The sequence below is a fragment of the Clostridium sp. KNHs216 genome (genome assembly GCF_006714885.1).
Lineage (GTDB): Bacteria > Bacillota > Clostridia > Oscillospirales > Acutalibacteraceae > Caproiciproducens.
In genome coordinates this window covers 478152-497023 of the sequence record NZ_VFMF01000001.1, presented here as the reverse complement: position 1 = coordinate 497023, position 18872 = coordinate 478152, and the positions used below count along the sequence as shown (strand labels likewise).

Annotated in this window: 17 protein-coding genes and 1 tRNA gene; 14 read left to right on the top strand and 4 right to left on the bottom strand. The window is 52.3% G+C overall.

Annotated features, from left to right (window positions below; translation table 11 throughout):
* Nucleotides 1-2: 2 nt before the first annotated feature.
* From LY85_RS02485 to LY85_RS02475, 3 genes are all read right to left on the bottom strand, one after another.
* A complete protein-coding gene (locus LY85_RS02485; protein WP_141825332.1) occupies nt 3-506 on the bottom strand; it encodes a CBO0543 family protein in 504 nt (167 codons plus the stop codon).
* 326 nt (nt 507-832) lie between these two features.
* Nucleotides 833-2167 (bottom strand): acetyl-CoA hydrolase/transferase C-terminal domain-containing protein, encoded by a 1335-nt coding sequence (locus LY85_RS02480; protein ID WP_141825331.1) that lies wholly within the window; start codon nt 2165-2167, stop codon nt 833-835.
* A 22-nt stretch (nt 2168-2189) separates the two neighbouring features.
* Complete coding sequence (locus tag LY85_RS02475) at nt 2190-3395, bottom strand: MFS transporter (RefSeq protein ID WP_141825330.1); 1206 nt, start codon at nt 3393-3395, stop codon at nt 2190-2192.
* A gap of 245 nt (nt 3396-3640) precedes the next feature.
* On the opposite strand from LY85_RS02475, the gene LY85_RS02470 reads away from it, so the two are divergent.
* Nucleotides 3641-4528, top strand: a complete 888-nt coding sequence (locus LY85_RS02470; protein WP_038324368.1) for a LysR substrate-binding domain-containing protein — start codon at nt 3641-3643, stop codon at nt 4526-4528.
* 185 nt (nt 4529-4713) lie between these two features.
* Here LY85_RS02470 and LY85_RS02465 read toward each other — a convergent pair.
* Nucleotides 4714-4789 (bottom strand) — tRNA-Ala (locus LY85_RS02465).
* Nucleotides 4790-4981: 192 nt separating this feature from the next.
* On the opposite strand from LY85_RS02465, the gene dhaS reads away from it, so the two are divergent.
* From dhaS to LY85_RS02400, 13 genes are all read left to right on the top strand, one after another.
* Nucleotides 4982-5590, top strand: coding sequence for a dihydroxyacetone kinase transcriptional activator DhaS (gene dhaS / locus LY85_RS02460; protein WP_042081847.1), 609 nt, complete (start codon nt 4982-4984; stop codon nt 5588-5590).
* An 83-nt stretch (nt 5591-5673) separates the two neighbouring features.
* Nucleotides 5674-6636: a glycosyltransferase gene (locus LY85_RS02455; RefSeq protein ID WP_141825329.1), complete on the top strand. Its 963-nt coding sequence runs from the start codon at nt 5674-5676 to the stop codon at nt 6634-6636.
* 120 nt (nt 6637-6756) lie between these two features.
* Entirely contained in the window at nt 6757-8178 is a 1422-nt protein-coding gene (gene miaB / locus LY85_RS02450; RefSeq protein WP_243122457.1) for a tRNA (N6-isopentenyl adenosine(37)-C2)-methylthiotransferase MiaB, read from the top strand.
* A gap of 70 nt (nt 8179-8248) precedes the next feature.
* Entirely contained in the window at nt 8249-8656 is a 408-nt protein-coding gene (locus LY85_RS02445; RefSeq protein ID WP_038324338.1) for a YlbF family regulator, read from the top strand.
* A gap of 39 nt (nt 8657-8695) precedes the next feature.
* Nucleotides 8696-11305, top strand: a complete 2610-nt coding sequence (gene mutS / locus LY85_RS02440; RefSeq protein WP_141825328.1) for a DNA mismatch repair protein MutS — start codon at nt 8696-8698, stop codon at nt 11303-11305.
* A 23-nt stretch (nt 11306-11328) separates the two neighbouring features.
* The gene (locus LY85_RS02435) at nt 11329-11847 is read left to right on the top strand and encodes a GNAT family N-acetyltransferase (protein WP_141825327.1); all 519 of its coding nucleotides are present in this window, start codon (nt 11329-11331) and stop codon (nt 11845-11847) included.
* 33 nt (nt 11848-11880) lie between these two features.
* Nucleotides 11881-13791 carry a DNA mismatch repair endonuclease MutL gene (gene mutL, locus LY85_RS02430; protein WP_141825326.1) on the top strand — a complete coding sequence of 637 codons (1911 nt, stop codon included), beginning with the start codon at nt 11881-11883 and terminating at the stop codon, nt 13789-13791.
* Nucleotides 13788-14744 carry a tRNA (adenosine(37)-N6)-dimethylallyltransferase MiaA gene (gene miaA / locus LY85_RS02425; RefSeq protein WP_347562400.1) on the top strand — a complete coding sequence of 319 codons (957 nt, stop codon included), beginning with the start codon at nt 13788-13790 and terminating at the stop codon, nt 14742-14744. The genes mutL and miaA overlap by 4 nt, the downstream gene beginning before the upstream one ends.
* The gene (locus LY85_RS02420; protein WP_141825325.1) at nt 14741-16027 is read left to right on the top strand and encodes an HlyD family efflux transporter periplasmic adaptor subunit; all 1287 of its coding nucleotides are present in this window, start codon (nt 14741-14743) and stop codon (nt 16025-16027) included. Before miaA ends, LY85_RS02420 begins: the two co-directional genes overlap by 4 nt.
* Nucleotides 16005-16742, top strand: a complete 738-nt coding sequence (locus tag LY85_RS02415) for a YggS family pyridoxal phosphate-dependent enzyme (RefSeq protein ID WP_141825324.1) — start codon at nt 16005-16007, stop codon at nt 16740-16742. Before LY85_RS02420 ends, LY85_RS02415 begins: the two co-directional genes overlap by 23 nt.
* Nucleotides 16743-16762: 20 nt before the next feature.
* The gene (sepF, locus tag LY85_RS02410; protein WP_038324326.1) at nt 16763-17239 is read left to right on the top strand and encodes a cell division protein SepF; all 477 of its coding nucleotides are present in this window, start codon (nt 16763-16765) and stop codon (nt 17237-17239) included.
* Nucleotides 17239-17994 carry a YlmH/Sll1252 family protein gene (locus LY85_RS02405; RefSeq protein ID WP_141825323.1) on the top strand — a complete coding sequence of 252 codons (756 nt, stop codon included), beginning with the start codon at nt 17239-17241 and terminating at the stop codon, nt 17992-17994. The genes sepF and LY85_RS02405 overlap by 1 nt, the downstream gene beginning before the upstream one ends.
* Before the next feature lie 14 nt (nt 17995-18008).
* Nucleotides 18009-18776 (top strand): DivIVA domain-containing protein, encoded by a 768-nt coding sequence (locus LY85_RS02400; protein ID WP_141825322.1) that lies wholly within the window; start codon nt 18009-18011, stop codon nt 18774-18776.
* Nucleotides 18777-18872 lie beyond the last annotated feature (96 nt).

Sequence of the window (18872 nt, the reverse complement as noted above, 5' to 3'; positions counted from 1 at the left end):
TTTTATAAATCCGCTAAAGGAATTTTGAAATGGAATACTCCGCCGGCCACTAATGCAAATAATATCACCCATGCCCATATCGGATTTTTATAGTGCAGCCGCAGCAATGGGAATACTCCAACGTAAAGCAAAACGGACCACCAGAGATTCCAGCCGTTGTAATATTTTATCTCTCCGTGGGAATAAAGCACGATTTCGACGAACGACATCACGGCAATAAATGCACATAAATACGCGATCTGCTTCATTCTGCCCTTGGGGTATCTTGATAAAAACAGGATTACCACACAGGGAAAAATCAAAAAGCCGAATAGATAATCGGCTAATCGGTCGATCGACGTTGAGCCATAGTAGAGCCACAAAGGTTTTTTGCAGGTGATAATGTCTTCCGTTAGATTTCCAATAATATAAAAAAGCATTGTCGGGTAATACAGTTTCCAGTTTTTCCAATCGCTCCACTTATAGCAAAGTCCTAAAAATACGATTTGCATGATGGCAAGCGTCAAAATTTTACACGTCCTCACAAATTGGAATTTTTATGGTACTTTACAGCATTTCCCAGTTGGTTCTGCAACAAGGCTGCGTTCCTTCCCGCCGAAGGCGGGGGAGGAACGCGTTTTGTCTCGCAACTGAAATGGAATTGCTGTAGATAGTTTGTTCCTGTATTTTTGCTGTTTTAGAAATGATGGTTTATTAGTAGAAAGGGACGCTTCCTATAATTTCTCCAGCCGTCCCATTTTCTATACAATAAAATAAACAAGCAAATGCAAGCGCACCCCCTGCCGCAGGAAAACCGCGGCAGGGGGTGCGCTGTGCGAGGGAAAGCAGTTCTTTACCAAATTTTATTGATTTCGGCCTGGTGGCGCAGTTCCTCGCGAAAGTCCGGGTGCGCAATGTTGACGAGCGCTTCGACGCGGCGGCTCACATTCAGCCCGCGCAGCCACGCAACGCCGTATTCCGTTACCACGTAGTCCGTGTCGTTGCGGGACGTGGTGACCACCGCGCCTTCCTGCAAAAACGGCACAATCTTTGAATGAAGGATCTCTTTGCCGTTTTCGTCCTTGGTGGTATAGGTGGAGTGCATGGCGATAATCGACTTGCCGCCGGGGGACATCTGGGCACCCTGCACGGTTTCCGACTGTCCGCCCGTGCCGGACCATTGGGTATGGCCCACTGTTTCCGAAGCGCATTGTCCGGTAAGATCAACCTCCAGTGTGGCGTTCACCGAAACAAATTTGTTGTTTTTCCCAATGGTGTACGGGTCGTTGGTAAAGGTGCAGGATTTAAACAAAATGGATGGATTGTTGTCGATGTAGTCGTACAGCCTCTGGCTGCCCATTGTGAAAGAGCAGACCGAGTAGCCGTTGAGCAGACCCTTCTGGGAATTGTCCACCGCGCCGCATTCAAGCAAATCCACCATGGTTTCAGTAAACATTTCTGTGTGGATTCCCAAGTGATGTTTGCTCTTCAGCTCTGTCGCCACCGCGTTCGGGATATTGCCGATTCCCAGCTGAATCGTGGAGCCGTCCTCGATCAGTGAGGCAATAAATCTGCCGATTGTCGCATCCGTTTCGGTGTAGGGAGCCAGCTTGCTTTTTAAAATTGGACGGTCGGATTCCACAACTGCCGCAACCTCGGAAATGTGAACCTGTGTATCGCCGAAGGTACGGGGATAATTCGGGTTTACCTCCACAATAGCAAGCGCCCCTTTGTTGATCAGGTCCCGCTCATAAATCGCGCTGACGGACAGAGACATATATCCGTGCCGATCCATGGGGGATACCGTGGCCAGCACCACGGGACGGCGGTTTTCATAAGTGATGCGGTCAAGAGTCTTGCGCAGAATAGAGGTGGAGCTTTGGGGCACGTCGCTTACCAGCTTCCTGGTCTGTGCGTCGCGCAGACCAGCATTGAAGAACCAGCCGTTGTGCGCCATGATACCCTTCATTTCAGGGTCCTTGAACGCCTCGTAATACTTCAGGGGCAGACAGGTGTTCAGAACCGTGTTTTTTACGCCGGTCTTCTTGAGATACTGTAATTTTTCCAGAATCGCCTCGGGCTCCCCGGCCGCTTGGGCGGAAAACATATAGTCGTTGTCCTGAATCAGCTCGAGTGCCTGTTCTGCGGTCATTTTTTTCTCATGGTATATTTCTTCAAACGATTTCATAAAATCTTCCTTTCCATTCTTACTACTTCTTTTCTTTCGTGGTACGCCCCGTTTCCGGAAGGAGGAACGATCCGAGAAAGAAGGTGGCACTCATTACCAGCGCGATGGTCAGTCCGGCCGAATACCCGGATTTGTCGATTACAATGCCGATCAGATAGAATACGACCGATTCAATCACATAGGACAGCGCCCAGAACAGCCCCATGATGGTCGTCAGCTTTGCGGGGGACATGTTCGGCAGTTCCTGCGGAATCATTACGAGGGAGGTGATCGGCAGGAACATCAGCACGCCGATGGCAAAGGCGGCAATGATCGAAAGTATGCCGTTTTTCGTGTTAAACATCAGCACACCGAAAAGGGTCATGGCCAGACCGCTCCAGCGGATTACGGGCAGGCGCTTGAAGTACACCTTGGACAGAAGAATCGCCAGCACGGAACCGACAACGCCGCCGACCGCCACCAGAGTGCTGAGTGTTTTAGAGTTGATTGCGGTAACACCGGAAATCGGGAAAATATTGAGCAGCACAATGTAGAAGGTAAGTAATCCGGAATACGTAAGCGGCAGGAACCAGTTGTTTTTTTCCTTGATCGCATCTCCTATGGTGTATTTTTCCGCGTCCGCTCCGGAGGAACGGTTCAGTTCAAAGTCCTGTCCCAAAACGGGCCACGTGATAAACAATACGGCGCTGATTGCTGCGAAAAACGCCATGCTGTACTGCCAGGTCTGCATCCAGCGGATGACCGGGCCGACAATCAGCATTGCGATGATTCCTCCGACATTGTAGGCCACGTTATTGAGCGCATTGACTGTCGGGCGTTTCTCAGGGGCAAAAAAGTGAATGACAACGGGGCTGAAATAGACGACGTACAGCGCACCGCCAAACCCCATAAGAAAGCGGCCCAAAATGAAAATCCAATACTGCGGCGCCAGCACAGCCAGCGCGCTGCCCGCGACGATCAGCCCGGACCCCAGACCGATCGCTTTTTTGGGCAGCAGCTTGACAAGAATTCCGGCAGCCATGAAGTTGCCGATGATTTTTGCGATAGTAATCGCGTTGGAAATGAAGGTTGCCGAAGCAAACGACTGCAGATTGAAATACTTCATGATCTGCGGTGTCAGCGTACTGCCGGCGACCCAGTTTACGGCGAAAAACGCGTATGTAAAAAACATCACCGTTTCAATCAGAATGGCTCTGACGGAAGATACTTTTTTCTCTTGCTCTTGCACAAATACCTCTCCTCTCGCTTACATACAGCCGCATGCAAGCAGTTCATTCAATTTTGTCTGCTTTGGCCAAAGCATTTCTTTACTGTAATCATAGCACGGCATTTTTCAGAGGAAAAATACAAAAAATTCATACCCATATGAATTAAATTCATACAAAAACACCTCGATCTATCTATTTCGGAATTGCAATCACGGAATTTCCAAGTATAATGAAGACAGAGTAAATGATTGAGGAGGAATCCCCAATGACAATGATTCAGCTGGCTTACTATGTGGAAGTGGTAAAGCAACGTAATTTTACAAGAGCGGCTGAGAAACTTTTTGTCAGCCAATCGACCCTGAGCAAGGCCATTCGTGCACTGGAGAATGAATTTCAGGCGGAATTCATCGGACGCCGGGCCAAGGATCTTCTGATTACGCAGGACGGTTTGGCGTTTTATGAATACGCAACAAAGCTGCTGGACTATTATCAGACCCAGACGCAGGAACTGGAGCAGCGGCTGCGCTGTGCGGGCGGTTCCCTGACGCTCGGCTTGCCCCCGTCCGCCGGAACCATCTATTTTTCCTCCCTGATTTATCAATTTCGGAAAGCTTACCCGGAAACCGACCTGCAGATTACGGAGATCACCTCCAAATCGATCCGGGATCTGGTGGACGACGGAACGCTGGACCTGGGCGTGGTGATCGAACCGTTTTCGGACAGTAAGTTTTACAGCCAAACCGTTTTTCATTCGGAGGCCGTGCTGGTCGTCCCCAAGCAGCATCCGCTTGCCGCTAAAAGCAGCGTGGACTTCGGGACATTGGAGACGGAGCGTTTGTTGATGGTTTCTCCGGATTATATGTATTATGATGTAGTGATGGAACGCTGTAAAGCCGCGGGCTTTACGCCGAACATCGTTTTTGAAAGCTCCCAATGGGATTTGCTGCTGGAGATGGTTGCAAATAATCAGGGCGTCAGCATTTTGCCAAAGCCTCTGGTCGATAAGCTGTACTCTGGCCGCGTGTGTCAGCTCCACCTGAAGAACCCGGAATTTCCCTGGGCGCTCTCCGTTATTTACCGTACGGATAAGTTCCTGACCGTACCCATGCAGCGCTTTTTGAAAATCTGCGGCAAGTCAAAGCCGACCCCGTAAAGCAGTACGGACGGGTTAGAAGCAGTAACGGACGGAGTAAGGGGAAAGGGCTTGATGCGAAACAGCCGATAAAAAAGTCGGAGCGACCGGCCCATAGGGTCGGCAGCTCCGACTTTATACGTTTCTGTGTATTTTTCAAGGCAAAACAAAAAATCCAGGAACCTGATGGTTCCTGGATTTTTACTTGGTGGAGCATAGCGGGATCGAACCGCTGACCTCCACACTGCCAGTGTGGCGCTCTCCCAGCTGAGCTAATGCCCCATACGTTATTTTAAAACAGCTTTGTAATAATATCATACTTTCTGGGAGAATGCAAGTAGTATTGTAAAAAAATCTGATTCCTTACAGCCATATTGAAAAAATGCAATAATACTGGTAAAATGGAAGCAAACCATTCATCCGGGGTGCGAACCTTACTACATAACGTCCTCATGTATTTCAGGAGAAAAAACCATGTCTGATTCACTGATAACCAAAAAAGCGATTGCCGCTTCCATAAAGGAATTGATGAAGAAAAGACCGCTCCAGAAAATATCGGTTGCCGATATTGTGGAACACTGCGGGATTAACCGTCAGACCTTTTATTATCATTTTAAGGACAAATATGATTTGGTGGACTGGATTTATTACAATGAGGTCGTTTCCGCCGTCACGCAGCACCGATCGTTTGAAGAATGGAACAACGTTGTTCTTGACGTTTTGAAAACGATGAAGAATGAGCAGTATTTTTATACGAATGCGCTCAGCGTCACCGGACAAAACGCTTTTCAGGACTATTTTTTCAATGTAACGAAGGACCTGATTGCCGAAATGCTGGATACTGTTTCACAGGGGAGTCAGATCGCCGCGGAAGACAAGGTCTTTATAGCGGAATTCTATTCCTACGGGCTTGTCGGTGTCGTTATTCAGTGGGCGCGCTGCGGCATGAAGCAGCAGCCGGAGGAAATCGTCCTGCGCCTGACGCATTTTATCGACGACAGCAAACTCTACACGGCCGGCCGGTATTTTCAGGAGCATCCGGCGGAGAAAAAAGCGAATATCACTGAAAGTAATTTGAATTAGGAACGGATAACTGTCAGTTTTCATCTTTTCTATTCATCACAATATGATATACTGGTAACAGATTCAGTAAAGGAGGTTCGGTAATGCAGATTACAAGGCTTTCCATTATTGTTCCGGTCAAGAATGTTGAACAGGAAATATCGGGAGTATTGCGCTCGATTGCTGCGCAGGCGGCCGGGCTGGACGCGGAATTTGTCGTAGTGGATATGGGTTCCGCGGACAAGACGGTCTGGGAAGCCGTCCAGCTTATCAAAGAGCTGAAGCTTCGTGGTTTTGTCATTCAGAACGGCGACGGAACCGTCGCCGCGGCTTTAAATACAGGAATACAGAAGTCCGGGGGAGATTACCTCACTTTTATTTTCGCCCGCAGACTGTACCGCGATTTTATCGGCGGATATCTGGAAACGGCTTTGCATACTTCGGCGGATTTTGTATTCGGCAGCATCAGTGAGGAGGAAGCTCATGCAGCGGAACGCCGGCTGATCAGCAAGGCCATCCGTCAGGAAAGCGGCGCCCAGTACCTGAAGGGCGTCCTCAGCCATTCGATCCATATCGATATCTCCGCGGTCATGCTCCGACGCAGGTTTCTGCTGGACAGGCAGATTTATTTTTTCGACTCCTGCAGCCACGGATACGCGGAGGAGTTTGTTTTCCGCTGCCTGCTCTGCGCCGAGACGATCGCGCAGTCGCCGACGGTCATCAAACGGGATACCGTCTATGAATTAAAGCGCGGCAAGCAGAAGCCGGTGGGGAAGAATATCTTTCAGCATACCGACGCCCTGCTCCGGATTTTTGATCTCATCAAAACCACCCGCCGGGATGACGCGGAGCTGATTCAGCTGTTTGAACACCAGAAGCTGCCGCTGACCGTTATGAACGGGGTGGACATTATGCTGAAAGAAGGCGCGGGCTATAACGCGGTGCGCGGCTATCTGCACGCCGCCGGATACGACAAGCTGCTTTCGGCGGGCAGGAAGACGGATAAGGCGCTGAAACGCCGGATCGCCGTCTGGCGTACCATTCCGTGGATGTATAAAGCAAAATAGGACCTTCTTTTTCCCTGCCGCCGCTTGCTTGGTGGCAGGGATTTTGGTTCTTTTTTCTTGAAGTAACCAAAGCAACATGATATAATCAGTTATACCATATAACATAGGAGGGCTATCCTTTTGGCAGAAAAATTTCCGGCTCAGGAGCAGTCGGCGCGTTCCCAGGCTGAATTCATCAGCGACGTTTCTCAGATCATGGCGATCCGGGCGCGCGGCGCCGTTCCCATGGCGCTGGTGCACACTTACGGCTGTCAGCAGAATGTTGCGGACGGTGAGAAAATAAAGGGTCAGCTTGAAGAAATGGGTTTTTCCTTTACCGATCAAGAGGATGAGGCGGACCTCGTCATTTTTAATACCTGCGCGGTCCGCGAGCATGCGGAAGACAGGGTTTTCGGAAATGTGGGAGCGCTGAAAAATGTGAAACGGCGCAATCCTTCCCTGATTATCGCCCTCTGCGGCTGTATGATGGAGCAGGAGCATGTCGCCGAGCGAATCCGGAAGAGCTTTCCTTTTGTCAATCTGGTTTTCGGCACCCATGTGATCCATAAGCTTCCCGAGCTTTTATTTACCACAATCACACAGGGTTCCCGTGTGTTTGCGCGCGGCGACGACAGCGAGGACAGGCAAATCGTCGAAGGTCTGCCGGTCCACCGCGACGGAAGCACGAAAGCGTGGCTTACGGTCATGTATGGCTGCGACAATTTTTGCTCATACTGTGTTGTGCCCTATGTGCGCGGCAGGGAGCGCAGCCGTACCCCGGAGGCAATTCTGGAGGAGTTCAAGGGCCTTGTAAAGGCGGGATATAAAGATATTACCCTCCTGGGGCAGAATGTCAATTCCTACGGCAAGCGTCTGGACGAACCGATGAATTTTTCACAGCTCCTGCGATTGCTCGACGCGGTGGACGGCGATTACCGTATCCGTTTTATGACCTCGCACCCGAAGGACGCGACCCGTGAGCTGATCGACACGATTGCGCAGGGACGCCATATCAGCCATCACCTTCATCTTCCGTTCCAGTCGGGCAACGACCGCGTGCTGAAAGAAATGAACCGCGGCTACACCCGCCAAAAATATCTTGACCTGATCCGTTACGCCAAGGAAAAGCTTCCGGACCTCTCTCTTACCTCCGACGTGATCGTCGGATTCCCGGGCGAAACCTACGAGGAATTCCTCGATACCGTCAGCCTGATTCAGGAGGTGGAATTCACCTCGCTGTTTACCTTCATCTATTCCCCGCGTGTGGGGACAAGGGCGGCGAAGATGCCCGACCCGGTTCCCGCCGGGGAAAAGTCAAAATGGTTTGCGCAGCTTTGTGAGGCGCAGGAGCAGATCGCGGCTTCGCGCTGCGCCGGGATGGTCGGCACGGTCCAGCGTGTGCTGGTCGAAGAGCGCAATGAAAAGAACGGCCTTCTTTCCGGGCGGACCGACGGCAACATCGTTGTGGACTTTCCGGGAGATGAGGACCTGATCGGCAGCTTTGCCGAGGTAAAGATCACTTCCGCCCGCAACTGGATTTTAAACGGAGAGCTTCATCCATAAATCAGGCGGTCAATCAAATTTTTCAACGATTTTTATGAATCAATATAAATTATTATTAAGGAGTAACAACATGGATATTATCAGCTTAGCGAGAGAAATCGGCAAAGAAATACAGAAGGATTCGCGTTATCTGAACATGCAGCTTGCAAAGCAGAACAGCGACGACGATCAGCAGCTGCAGGACCTGATCGGCGAGTTCAACCTGAAGAGAATGGCGATCAACAACGAGGCCCAGAAGCCGGAGCAGGATTCCGACAAAATGCAGGTGCTCAATCAGGAGCTGCGCCACATTTACGCCCAGATCATGCAGAATCCGAATATGACGGCTTACAACAAGGCCAAGGAAGAAATGGATGCCCTGCTTCAGCGCGTCAGCGCCATTATCGGCCAGTCCGCCGACGGCGAGGACCCGGAGACCACCGATTACGTGGAATCCTCCTGCGGCGGCAACTGCTCCTCCTGCGGGGGCTGTCACTGATTCCCCATCAAGTCATGAATTGGAGATGAAACGCAGGTTATGGCAAATCTTTCACCAATGATGCAGCAGTATTTTGAAATCAAAAAACAGAATCCCAATACAATCTTGTTTTTTCGCCTTGGTGATTTTTATGAAATGTTTTATGAAGACGCCAAACTTGCATCGAAGGAACTGGAACTGACGCTGACCGGGCGCGACTGCGGACAGGAAGAGCGGGCGCCCATGTGCGGCGTGCCCTTCCACAGCTATGAAAGCTATGTGGCGCGCCTGGTCGCGAAGGGCTATAAGGTCGCCATCTGTGAGCAGATGGAGGACCCCGCGCTAGCCAAAGGGCTGGTAAAACGCGATATCATCCGCGTGATTACGCCCGGTACGGTGTTGGAAAGCAGCATGCTGGACGAGGCGCGCAACAACTTTATCTGCTCGCTCTGCGCTGAGGGTGCGAGCGCGGGAATCTGTTTTGCGGATATTTCCACCGGCGAACTGCACGCGACCACGCTTTCCGGCGGGGACCTGACGGAGCAGATTAAAAACGAGCTTTCCCGCTATTCGCCGCGCGAAATCCTTGTCAACCAGAATACTCTGGAGCTGACCGGGCTTCCGAAATTCATCAAGGAGCGGCTTTCCGCCAGTCTGGAACTGCTGGACAATACGGAGTTTGAGACGCAGAGCTGTTCTTTGCTGGTGCTGGACCAGTTTCATTCCAAAAGCCTTGCGGATTTGGAGCTTTCCGATAAAACAGAGATTGTTCAGGCCGTCGGCGCGCTGCTTTCCTACCTGAAACGCACACAGCGCGTGGGCATTGAACGCATTAATGGGATAGACCTTTACACCGGCGCGCAGTATATGCATCTGGACTTGAACGCGCGGCGCAACCTGGAGCTTCTGGAAACGATGCGCAACAAGGAAAAGCGCGGCTCGCTCTTGTGGGTGCTCGATAAAACGCGCACGGCGATGGGCAAACGCCTCATCCGCAGCTGGATCGAGCAGCCGCTGTTGAGCCCGGTCCAGATCAACCGCCGTCTGAACGCGGTGGAGGAGCTGGCGGGGGACGCCATTCTGCGCGACGCCGTCGCCGAACAGCTGACCGGAATCCACGATCTGGAACGCTTGATGTCCCGCATTGTGTACGGTTCCGCCAACGGCAGGGAGCTTCGTTCGCTGTCCTCTGCAATCATGCGGCTGCCCGCTTTGAAGACCCTGTTAAAAGATGTAAAGTCTAACCTCCTTACAGAAATTGAACAGCATATCGACGTTCTGGAGGACGTTTACCGAATGATCGACCGCGCGATTGTGGAAGAGCCTCCGTTTTCCATTCGGGAAGGCGGTATGATCCTGCCGGGCTACAGCGAGGAACTGGATCTTCTGAAAGGCGACATGAGCGACGGCCGGGGCATCATCGCCCAGATCGAGGCGCAGGAACGGGAAAAAACCGGTATCCCGAAGCTGAAAGTCGGGTACAACCGGGTATTCGGGTATTACATTGAAATCAGCAATTCCTATAAGGATCAGGCGCCCCCGGAATACATACGCAAACAGACCCTTACCAACTGCGAACGCTTTATTACCCCCGAGCTCAAGGAGCTGGAGGGAAAAATCCTCGGCGCGCACGAAAAGTCCGTACAGCTGGAATTCCAGCTTTTTGACGCCGTCCGTAGCAATGTAGCCGCGCAGCTGACCCGCGTGCAGGCGACGGCCAACGCGATTGCAAGGCTCGACGTGCTGACCTCCTTTGCACAGGTTTCGGCGGAACATCATTACGTCCGCCCGATCGTCAATCTGGACGGGAAAATCATTCTCAAGGAAAGCCGCCATCCGGTCGTCGAGGTTTTGCTCGATACTCCCTTCGTGCCGAACGACGTTACGCTAGACAGGAACGAAAACCGGGTCGCCATCATTACCGGCCCGAACATGGCCGGTAAATCCACCTATATGCGTCAGATCGCGCTGATCGTCATTATGGCTCAGATCGGCTGTTTTGTGCCGGTTTCCTATGCGGAAATCGGGATTACGGACAGCATTTTCACCCGCGTGGGCGCTTCGGACGATCTGGCTTCCGGCCAGTCGACCTTTATGGTCGAAATGTCCGAGGTTGCGGATATCATCAAAAACGCCACCGGCAACAGTCTGCTGATTTTGGATGAAATCGGGCGGGGAACCTCAACCTTTGATGGGATGAGCATTGCCCGCGCCGTTCTGGAATATGTCGCCAACAAACAGCTTTTGGGCGCGAAGGCTCTTTTCGCTACCCATTACCACGAGCTGACGGAGCTGGAAGAGCTGATTGACGGCGTAAAAAATTACAATATCGCCGTAAAAAAACGCGGCGACGACATTACCTTTCTGCGCCGGATCGTGCGCGGCGGAGCGGACGACAGCTTCGGCATCGAAGTGGCCAAGCTTGCCGGCGTGCCGAATAAAATTGTGAACCGTGCAAAACAGGTGCTGACGGAGCTGGAAAGCGGGCAGCAGGTGACCATGCCGAAAAGGCGCGGGCATAAAGAGGAAACGCAGGAAGATTTACAGCTTGTGATCACTCCGCCGAACGAGACGGAAATTATGGACAGGCTCAAAAAGCTGGATGTCAACACCCTGACGCCCATTGAGTGCATGAATACGCTGTTTGAGCTGGCCACACTCGCAAAGTAATTTGTTTTTACAGGAGCAGAGTTATGTGCCGGTTAGTTAAATTGAATGCCTCGATGGAACGGGAATATCGGGAATACATAAACGAATGGCAGCGCAGCGGAGAAACCATTTATCCTTTTTCCTCCTGCCAGGGGGATCACAGCTTTTCGGATTACCTGCGGCTGCAAAAAGAGTTGGAAACCGAAGAAGGCTGTCCGGAGCACTTTGTTCCGGGGAGCACGTGGTTCTACGTAAATAGCGACGGAAAAATTCTTGGCTCGGTGAACCTTCGGCACAGGCTCAACGACTATCTTTTCTCAGTCGGGGGACACATCGGCTATGGCGTGCGTCCTTCGGAACGCAGAAAGGGCTATGCCTGTAAAATGCTTTCTCTCGCATTGGAAGAGGCAAGAAAATTGGGAATTTATAAGGTCCTGATTACCTGTGACAGGAAGAACCGCGGTTCAGCGAGAACCATTTTGAAAAATCATGGGATTTTAGAGAACGAAGTTCAGAAAGAAAACAGGATCATCCAGCGATACTGGATTTCTCTGGATGATTGACGTTTGATCTGATTGTAGAAAAGGAGGCGTTTCATGAGTAAAATCAATGTATTGGACAAACATATCGCGGAATTGATCGCCGCCGGTGAAGTAGTGGAACGCCCTGCTTCCGTTATTAAGGAGCTGGTCGAAAATTCAATCGACGCCGGTGCGGCCTCTATTACCGTGGAAATAAAAAACGGCGGGATTACCTATATGCGGGTCACGGACAACGGCAGCGGGATCGCCCGTGACGACGTCGCGGTCGCCTTTCTGCGCCATGCCACCAGCAAGGTTCACAGCCAGGACGATTTGGAGAGCATCTCCACCCTCGGCTTCCGCGGCGAGGCTCTGGCCTCCATTGCGGCTGTGGCCCGGGTGGAGCTTCTGACCGCGACACAGGGCGAGCTGGCGGGGACGCGCTATGAAATCGACGGCGGGGTGGAACAGACCTGTGAGGACGCGGGCTGCGCGCAGGGAACCACCCTTGTGGTGCGCGACCTTTTTTATAATACGCCCGCGCGTATGAAATTCCTGAAAAAGGATGTTGTGGAGGCGAACGCCATCGCCGCGGTGATGGACAGGATTGCTCTTTCCCATCCGGAGATTTCGGTGCGCTTCATCCGTGATTCCCGCGAAACGCTGAACAGCCCCGGCGATGGCAAACTGAAATCAGCCGTATACGCTGTTTTTGGAAAGGAATTTACCGCGGGACTGATTCCGGTGGAATACGAATTGAACGGTGTAAAGCTTTCCGGCTTTATCAGCAAGCCCGCCTCGGCGCGTCCGAACCGGAGTATGCAGCATTTTTTCATCAACGGCCGCTATATCAAAAGCCGTACCGCGATGGTTGCTCTGGAAGAGGCGTTCAAGGGTTCTCTGATGGTGGGGAAGGTCCCTGCCTGTGTGCTTCATATGGGTATTTCCTATCAGGCGGTGGACGTCAATGTCCATCCCTCAAAAATAGAGGTTCGCTTTATCAATGAAAAGCCGGTATTTGACGCGGTTTACCACGGCGTCAAAACTGCTCTTCACCGCGGGGACGCGCCAACCGTCATGGCCTTTCAAAAGCAGGAGACTTCGGTTTTTGAACAGCCGAAGGCTCCGGTTCAGATACAGTTTGCCGCTCCTCCCGCAACAGCGGCAGTGCAGCCGCCGGCCGTGCCGGTGATTCCGGCGGTTCGCCCCGCGGCGCCTTCCTACAGCTTTGCGGTCAGTGACACGCACAGGCCGACGTTCCATACGGATTTCGCGGCGGCGAATATTGAATTTACCGAGCCGGTTCCCGTGACACAGGAAAATCAGGCGACTGTCCCCGTCGTCACGGAGCCCGCTGTCATGGAGCCGGAGAATCCGGCGGCGCCGGAACCCGGACCGGTCGAACCTCTCGATTCCCCGGAACCGGAAAAGCTGGTGGGGGAAGCCTTTCATACTTATATTATTGTGGAGCGGGGAGACGAACTGGTCTTTATCGACAAGCACGCCGCCCATGAGCGGATGCTCTACGAAAAGCTCAGGGCTCAGGAAGGCCGGGCCGACCAGCAGATGCTTCTGGAGCCGGTCGCCGTTACCCTGGAGAAAAACGAGTACGCCGCGGTGATGAATTCCTTGGACGTCTGCGCAGCGGCGGGGTTTGAAATCGACGACTTCGGTTCCGGCACCGTGCTGGTCCGGAGCGTCCCGCTGATTCTGGGCGACGACGATATTGCGGGAACGGTGATGGAGATTGCGGGCTACCTGCAGTCGGCCAAAAACGATATTACGACGGAAAAGCTCGACTGGCTTTACCACAACGTCGCGTGCCGTGCGGCGGTGAAGGCGGGGGACCTGAGCTCGCCGATGGAGCTTGCCGCTCTCGCCAGAAGAATGGAAAATGAGGATATCCGCTACTGCCCGCACGGGCGTCCGGTATCCATCGTGATGAAAAAAAAGGACCTGGAGCGCCAGTTTGGGCGGATACAATGATGAACAGGAAAGAAAAAATTCCGGTTGCCGCGGTTGTCGGCCCGACCGCGTCCGGCAAAAGCCGGCTTGCGGTGGAGCTTGCGCTCAGCAGGAACGGCGAGGTGATTTCAGCCGATTCCATGCAGATTTACAAAGGAATGAATATCGGCACGGCCAAGCCGACGGCGGAAGAAATGCGCGGTGTGCCGCATCATCTGATCGATTTTGCACCGCTTTCCCAGCCGTTCAGTGTGGCGGATTATGTCTCGCTTGCTTCGGACTGCATTTCAGAGGTGTACGCGCGAGGCAGGCTGCCGGTCATTGCGGGGGGAACCGGGCTTTATATCCGCTCTCTCCTGCAAAATATACGGTTTACCGAGAACGATAAGGACGAAGCTCTGAGAAAGGATCTTGCCGAAAAGGCCGAAAAGCTGGGCGTGCAGACGTTGATCGACGAGCTGCGCAGCTTTGACCCCGCCTCCGCGCAGCGGATTCATCCGAACAATCTGGGGCGCGTGATCCGTGCCATTGAGATTTACCGCACGACCGGCGTCACAATGACCGAACAGCTCGAGCTGTCAAGGCAAATGCCTTCCCCGTACGACGCGTGTATCATCGGCCTCGACTTTCAGGACCGTCAGAAGCTCTATGACAGGATCAATCTGCGGGTGGACCGGATGATGCAGGAGGGACTGCTGGCGGAAGCGGAAGAAATTCTGAACCGGCCCGGTGCCCAGACTGCGATGCAGGCGATCGGCTACAAGGAGCTTTTGCCGTATTTCCGCTCGGAGTGCTCTCTGGACGAGGCGGTCGAGTCCATTAAGCGGGAAAGCCGCCGGTACGCCAAGCGCCAGCTTACCTGGTTCCGCCGTGACGAAAACATCCATTGGATTATGGTGGACGAGTACACGGATTTTGACGGAGTGATCGAACAGGCATTCCGGATGATCGATCGGAAAGGATGGGAACGATGAATAGTCCGCTGCTGAGAAGAATCGCATCGGCTGTTGTGGCCATCCTTCTGTTTATTTATATGGGATATCAGATTTATAACTCCCATTACGCAAAGGTCCAGACGGAAACGGCGTCCTACGCCAGTACGGCGGACACCGTACAGGTGACCGGCACCGCCGTCAGGAAAGAAAAACTGATGAATACCAAAGTCAACGGCGTGATCACTTACAGCATCAGCGACGGGGGAAAGGTGGCAAAGGGCGGCACGGTCGCGAAGATTTATCCGAACGAGCAGAGTGCCGCGGCACAGCAGCAGATTGCCGACCTCGATTACCAGATTTCCAAGCTGCAGAAGCTCAGCACGCCGGGGGACACCTATGCGGCGAGCATCGGCTCCATCGGCTCGCAGATCAACCTGAAACTGGTCGATTTGCTGGACTGCATCCAGTCGGGCGAATACACCGAGCTGACGAACAGCCGCGAAGATTTGCTCTACCTGATCAACGAGCGCCAGATCGTAACGGACAAGACGGCGAATTTCAATACCAGAATCAATGCGCTGAAAGCGGAGCGCGATACGCTGTCCAAATCCAACAGCGCGGCGACCGGCTCTGTTACCGCTCCGGCGTCGGGTTATTTTATCAGCTCCGTGGATGGCTATGAATCGGTTTACGACTATGACAAGCTGTTGACCATTACACCTGCGGAATTCAAGGAAAAGCAAAAGGAAAAACCGGCGGGGCAAAGCGGCTCCGCGGGAAAAATCTGTGAAGATTACGACTGGTATTTCGCCTGTCTGGCAGCGGCGGACAAAGCCTCCAAGTTCAAGGAGGGCGATGCCGTATCCATTCAGTTTCCGTTTGCCTCCAATCAAACCGTCCCGGCGACGGTCGCCGCGGTGAATCAGGCGGACAAAGATACTGAAGCGGTCGTTATTCTGCAGAGCAGCAGTATGAATTCTTCTCTGGCGCTCATCCGCGACGCCACGGCGCAGATTCAGATCGAAAAATACACGGGAATCCGTGTGAGCCAGAAAGCGATTCATTTTGCCAAGGTGACGAAAACAGGAAAAGATAGCGACGGTAAGGCAACTTCTGTTACCAGGGAAGTCAAGGGCGTGTATGTCATGCACGGCAGTGAAATAGAGTTTAGGCAGATTTTTCCGTTGTTCAGTACGGCGAATTACGCCATCTGCCAGACTGACCCGCCGAAGGAGGACCTGATGACCGATTCAACCGTGAAGCTGTTTGATGAAGTAGTTGTGGAAGGGACTGATTTATATGATGGAAAAGTCGTCAAATGATTTTGATCGCCGGTTTTCGGATTTGGAAGAAAATCTGAAGGTGATCCGCAGCAATATAGCCGACGCCGCCGTAAAGTCGGGACGCCGCCCGCAGGATATCACGCTTCTTGCGGCCACGAAAACCGTTCCGGTGGAGGTGATCAATCACGGGATCGCACTCGGCATCGACCATATCGGTGAAAATAAAGTGCAGGAGCTTTGCGAAAAGTACGACGCCTATTCGCTTTCCCGGTGCGAGCTCCAGTTTATCGGGCACTTACAGACCAATAAGGTGAAAAATATAGTGGGGAAGGTCTCCATGATCCAGTCGGTGGACAGCGTTAAGCTGGCAAAGGAAATTTCCCGCCTTTCGCTTGCCGGAGGCCTTACGACCGACGTTCTGATCGAGGTCAATATCGGGAGCGAGCCCAACAAATCGGGGGTGCTGCCGCCGGATCTGCACGATCTGATCGGGCAGATTTCGCTTTTGCCGTCGATCCATATCCGCGGTTTGATGGCAATTCCGCCCGCAGACGCGGACAGCGGCGAAACACAGGGATATTTTTCAAAGATGTCTCAACATTTTATTGACATCAGGGATAAAAAAATAGATAATGTTAATATGGATTACTTGTCCATGGGCATGTCGTCCGATTATTCCCAGGCAATCTTATTGGGAGCCAATATGGTTAGAATTGGTTCTGCTCTGTTTGGCCCAAGAATATACAATCAATAATCATTACAGGAGGCTTAGCGATGGCAGGAATTGTAGAAAAAATCAAAGATATGTGGAACCCGCCGGAAGACGAGTACGACTACGATTATGACGGTGTTCAGCAGGAGGAAATTTCCTCCCGTCAGAACGAGGAAGCCGAAATCCGTGAACGCGATACCATTAAGCGCGCACCTGTGCAGAACAGCGGAAACAAGGTCGTCAATATCCATGCGACCGCTCAGCTGCAGGTCGTTCTGTTTAAGCCGGAGCGCTTCGGCGAAGAGACCTGTGCAGTGGCGGACGAGCTTTTGAAAATGCATACGGTGGTTTTAAATCTTGAAAATACAAACAAGGATGTTTCCCGCCGCATTATTGATTTTCTGAGCGGCGTCGCTTACGCGAACGGCGGAAAGATCAAGAGGGTCGCCACAAGCACCTTCATTATAACGCCTTATAACGTTGACCTGACGGGTGACGACGTTTTAGATGAGCTGGAAAACAACGGTGTTTATTTTTAATGGAGAAACAGTCGGCCGACGCAATTTTTGAAGCAAAACTTTGCGATGCTGTACGTCTGGCACAAAGCGGAGCGAAGCCCCGCTTTGTGGGCTTTTTAGACGAGCGTCAGGCGCTTGCGGCACAGAAAATCATGAATCGTCTTTCCTTTAAAAACTATATGCTCTGGGGCGGATACGACGGCTCGGAGCGTGTAGTTTTTGGCGCATTTCCGGACTTTGCAGAGCCGGATACCGAATCGTTTCCCATTGCCGCGGTTACCGCAGGCTATCGTGCCTGCGACACGCTTACCCACCGCGACTTTCTCGGCGCTCTCCTTGCAAACGGCCTCCAGCGTGAAACGCTCGGGGATATCCTTGTGGAGGAGGGCCGCTGCGTGATTTTTTCCCGCAGCGAGGTAACCGATTATCTTTTGTCCCAGACACAGAAAATCGGCAGAGTGGGTGTCCGGCTGGTCAAAGGCGCCGTACTGCCGCTGCCGGTTGGCAGAAGCTTTGAAGATTTTTCCGCGGTTGTCGCTTCCGCGCGGCTGGACTGTATTGTCGCGGCTGCCATCGGCACAAGCAGGGAAAAGTCATCAGAGATGATTCGCGCCGGGCTGGTGATGCTGAACCATGAAGTGAACACTTCGGTGTCGGCGTCTGTCGCGCCGGACAGCAAACTCTCCATCAGGGGAAAGGGCCGCTTTGTTCTTGACCGCCTTGGGCCCGTCACAAAAAAAGGCAGATTGAGTATTACAGGCAGGAAATATATTTAACGGAGGGCTCGAACATGCTATCAATGAACGATATTATTAACGCCAGTTTCAGAAAATCCGGTTTTTCCGGGTACCGTACCGACGATGTGGATCAATTTATCGATCAGGTAAAGGAATCCTATGATGCGCTTCTTAAAAAAGACCTGGAACAAAAAGAAGCGTATGAAAGGCTGAAAGCGGAAAACGAACAGCTTCTTGAAAAAATGAAAATATTGGCTGCAAAAGTGGAAGACTACCGTTTGGAAGAGGATGAGATCAAAAATGCCCTTGTCAGCGCCCAAAAGCTGGGGGATGCTTCCATCCGCGAATCCCGCCACAAGGCTGAAATTATTGTAAAGGACGCCAACATTAAGGCGGAGCGGATTATCTCCGGCGCCAAACAGAGTGTGACTGAGCAGCAGAAGGAAATGGAGCGCCTTCAGCAGACTGTTTCGGATTTCCGTTCCAAGCTGCTGGGCCTTTATAAAGAGCACCTTACCTTAATTGACGCTCTGCCGGCGCATAAACCGGAAGCAGCGCCCGTGCCTGTACAGAATGCGGAGGTTTTGGTGCCGGAGCCGGCTTCTCCGTCCCCCGCGGCTGAGGAAGAGGCTCAGCCTCTGGAAGAATCGGCTCCTTCTGAGAAGCAGGATCGCCTGTTTAACACAGAGGTTTCCAATTTCGATGAGGACGATTTCCCGCCGGAGGGAAAGCCGAAGCATTTCAGTTCTATTCAGTTCAGCGATGAGGATGAAACTGCCGACGGCGAGGATTCTTCCGAAGGCATCTACGACCGTCATTAAAATTGCTCCCTGCCGTTGCGCATGAGCTTTCAATAACTGCAAAAAGGGCGGGCTGTCTGGTTCGCCCTTTTCCAATCATCATCATACCATACAAAA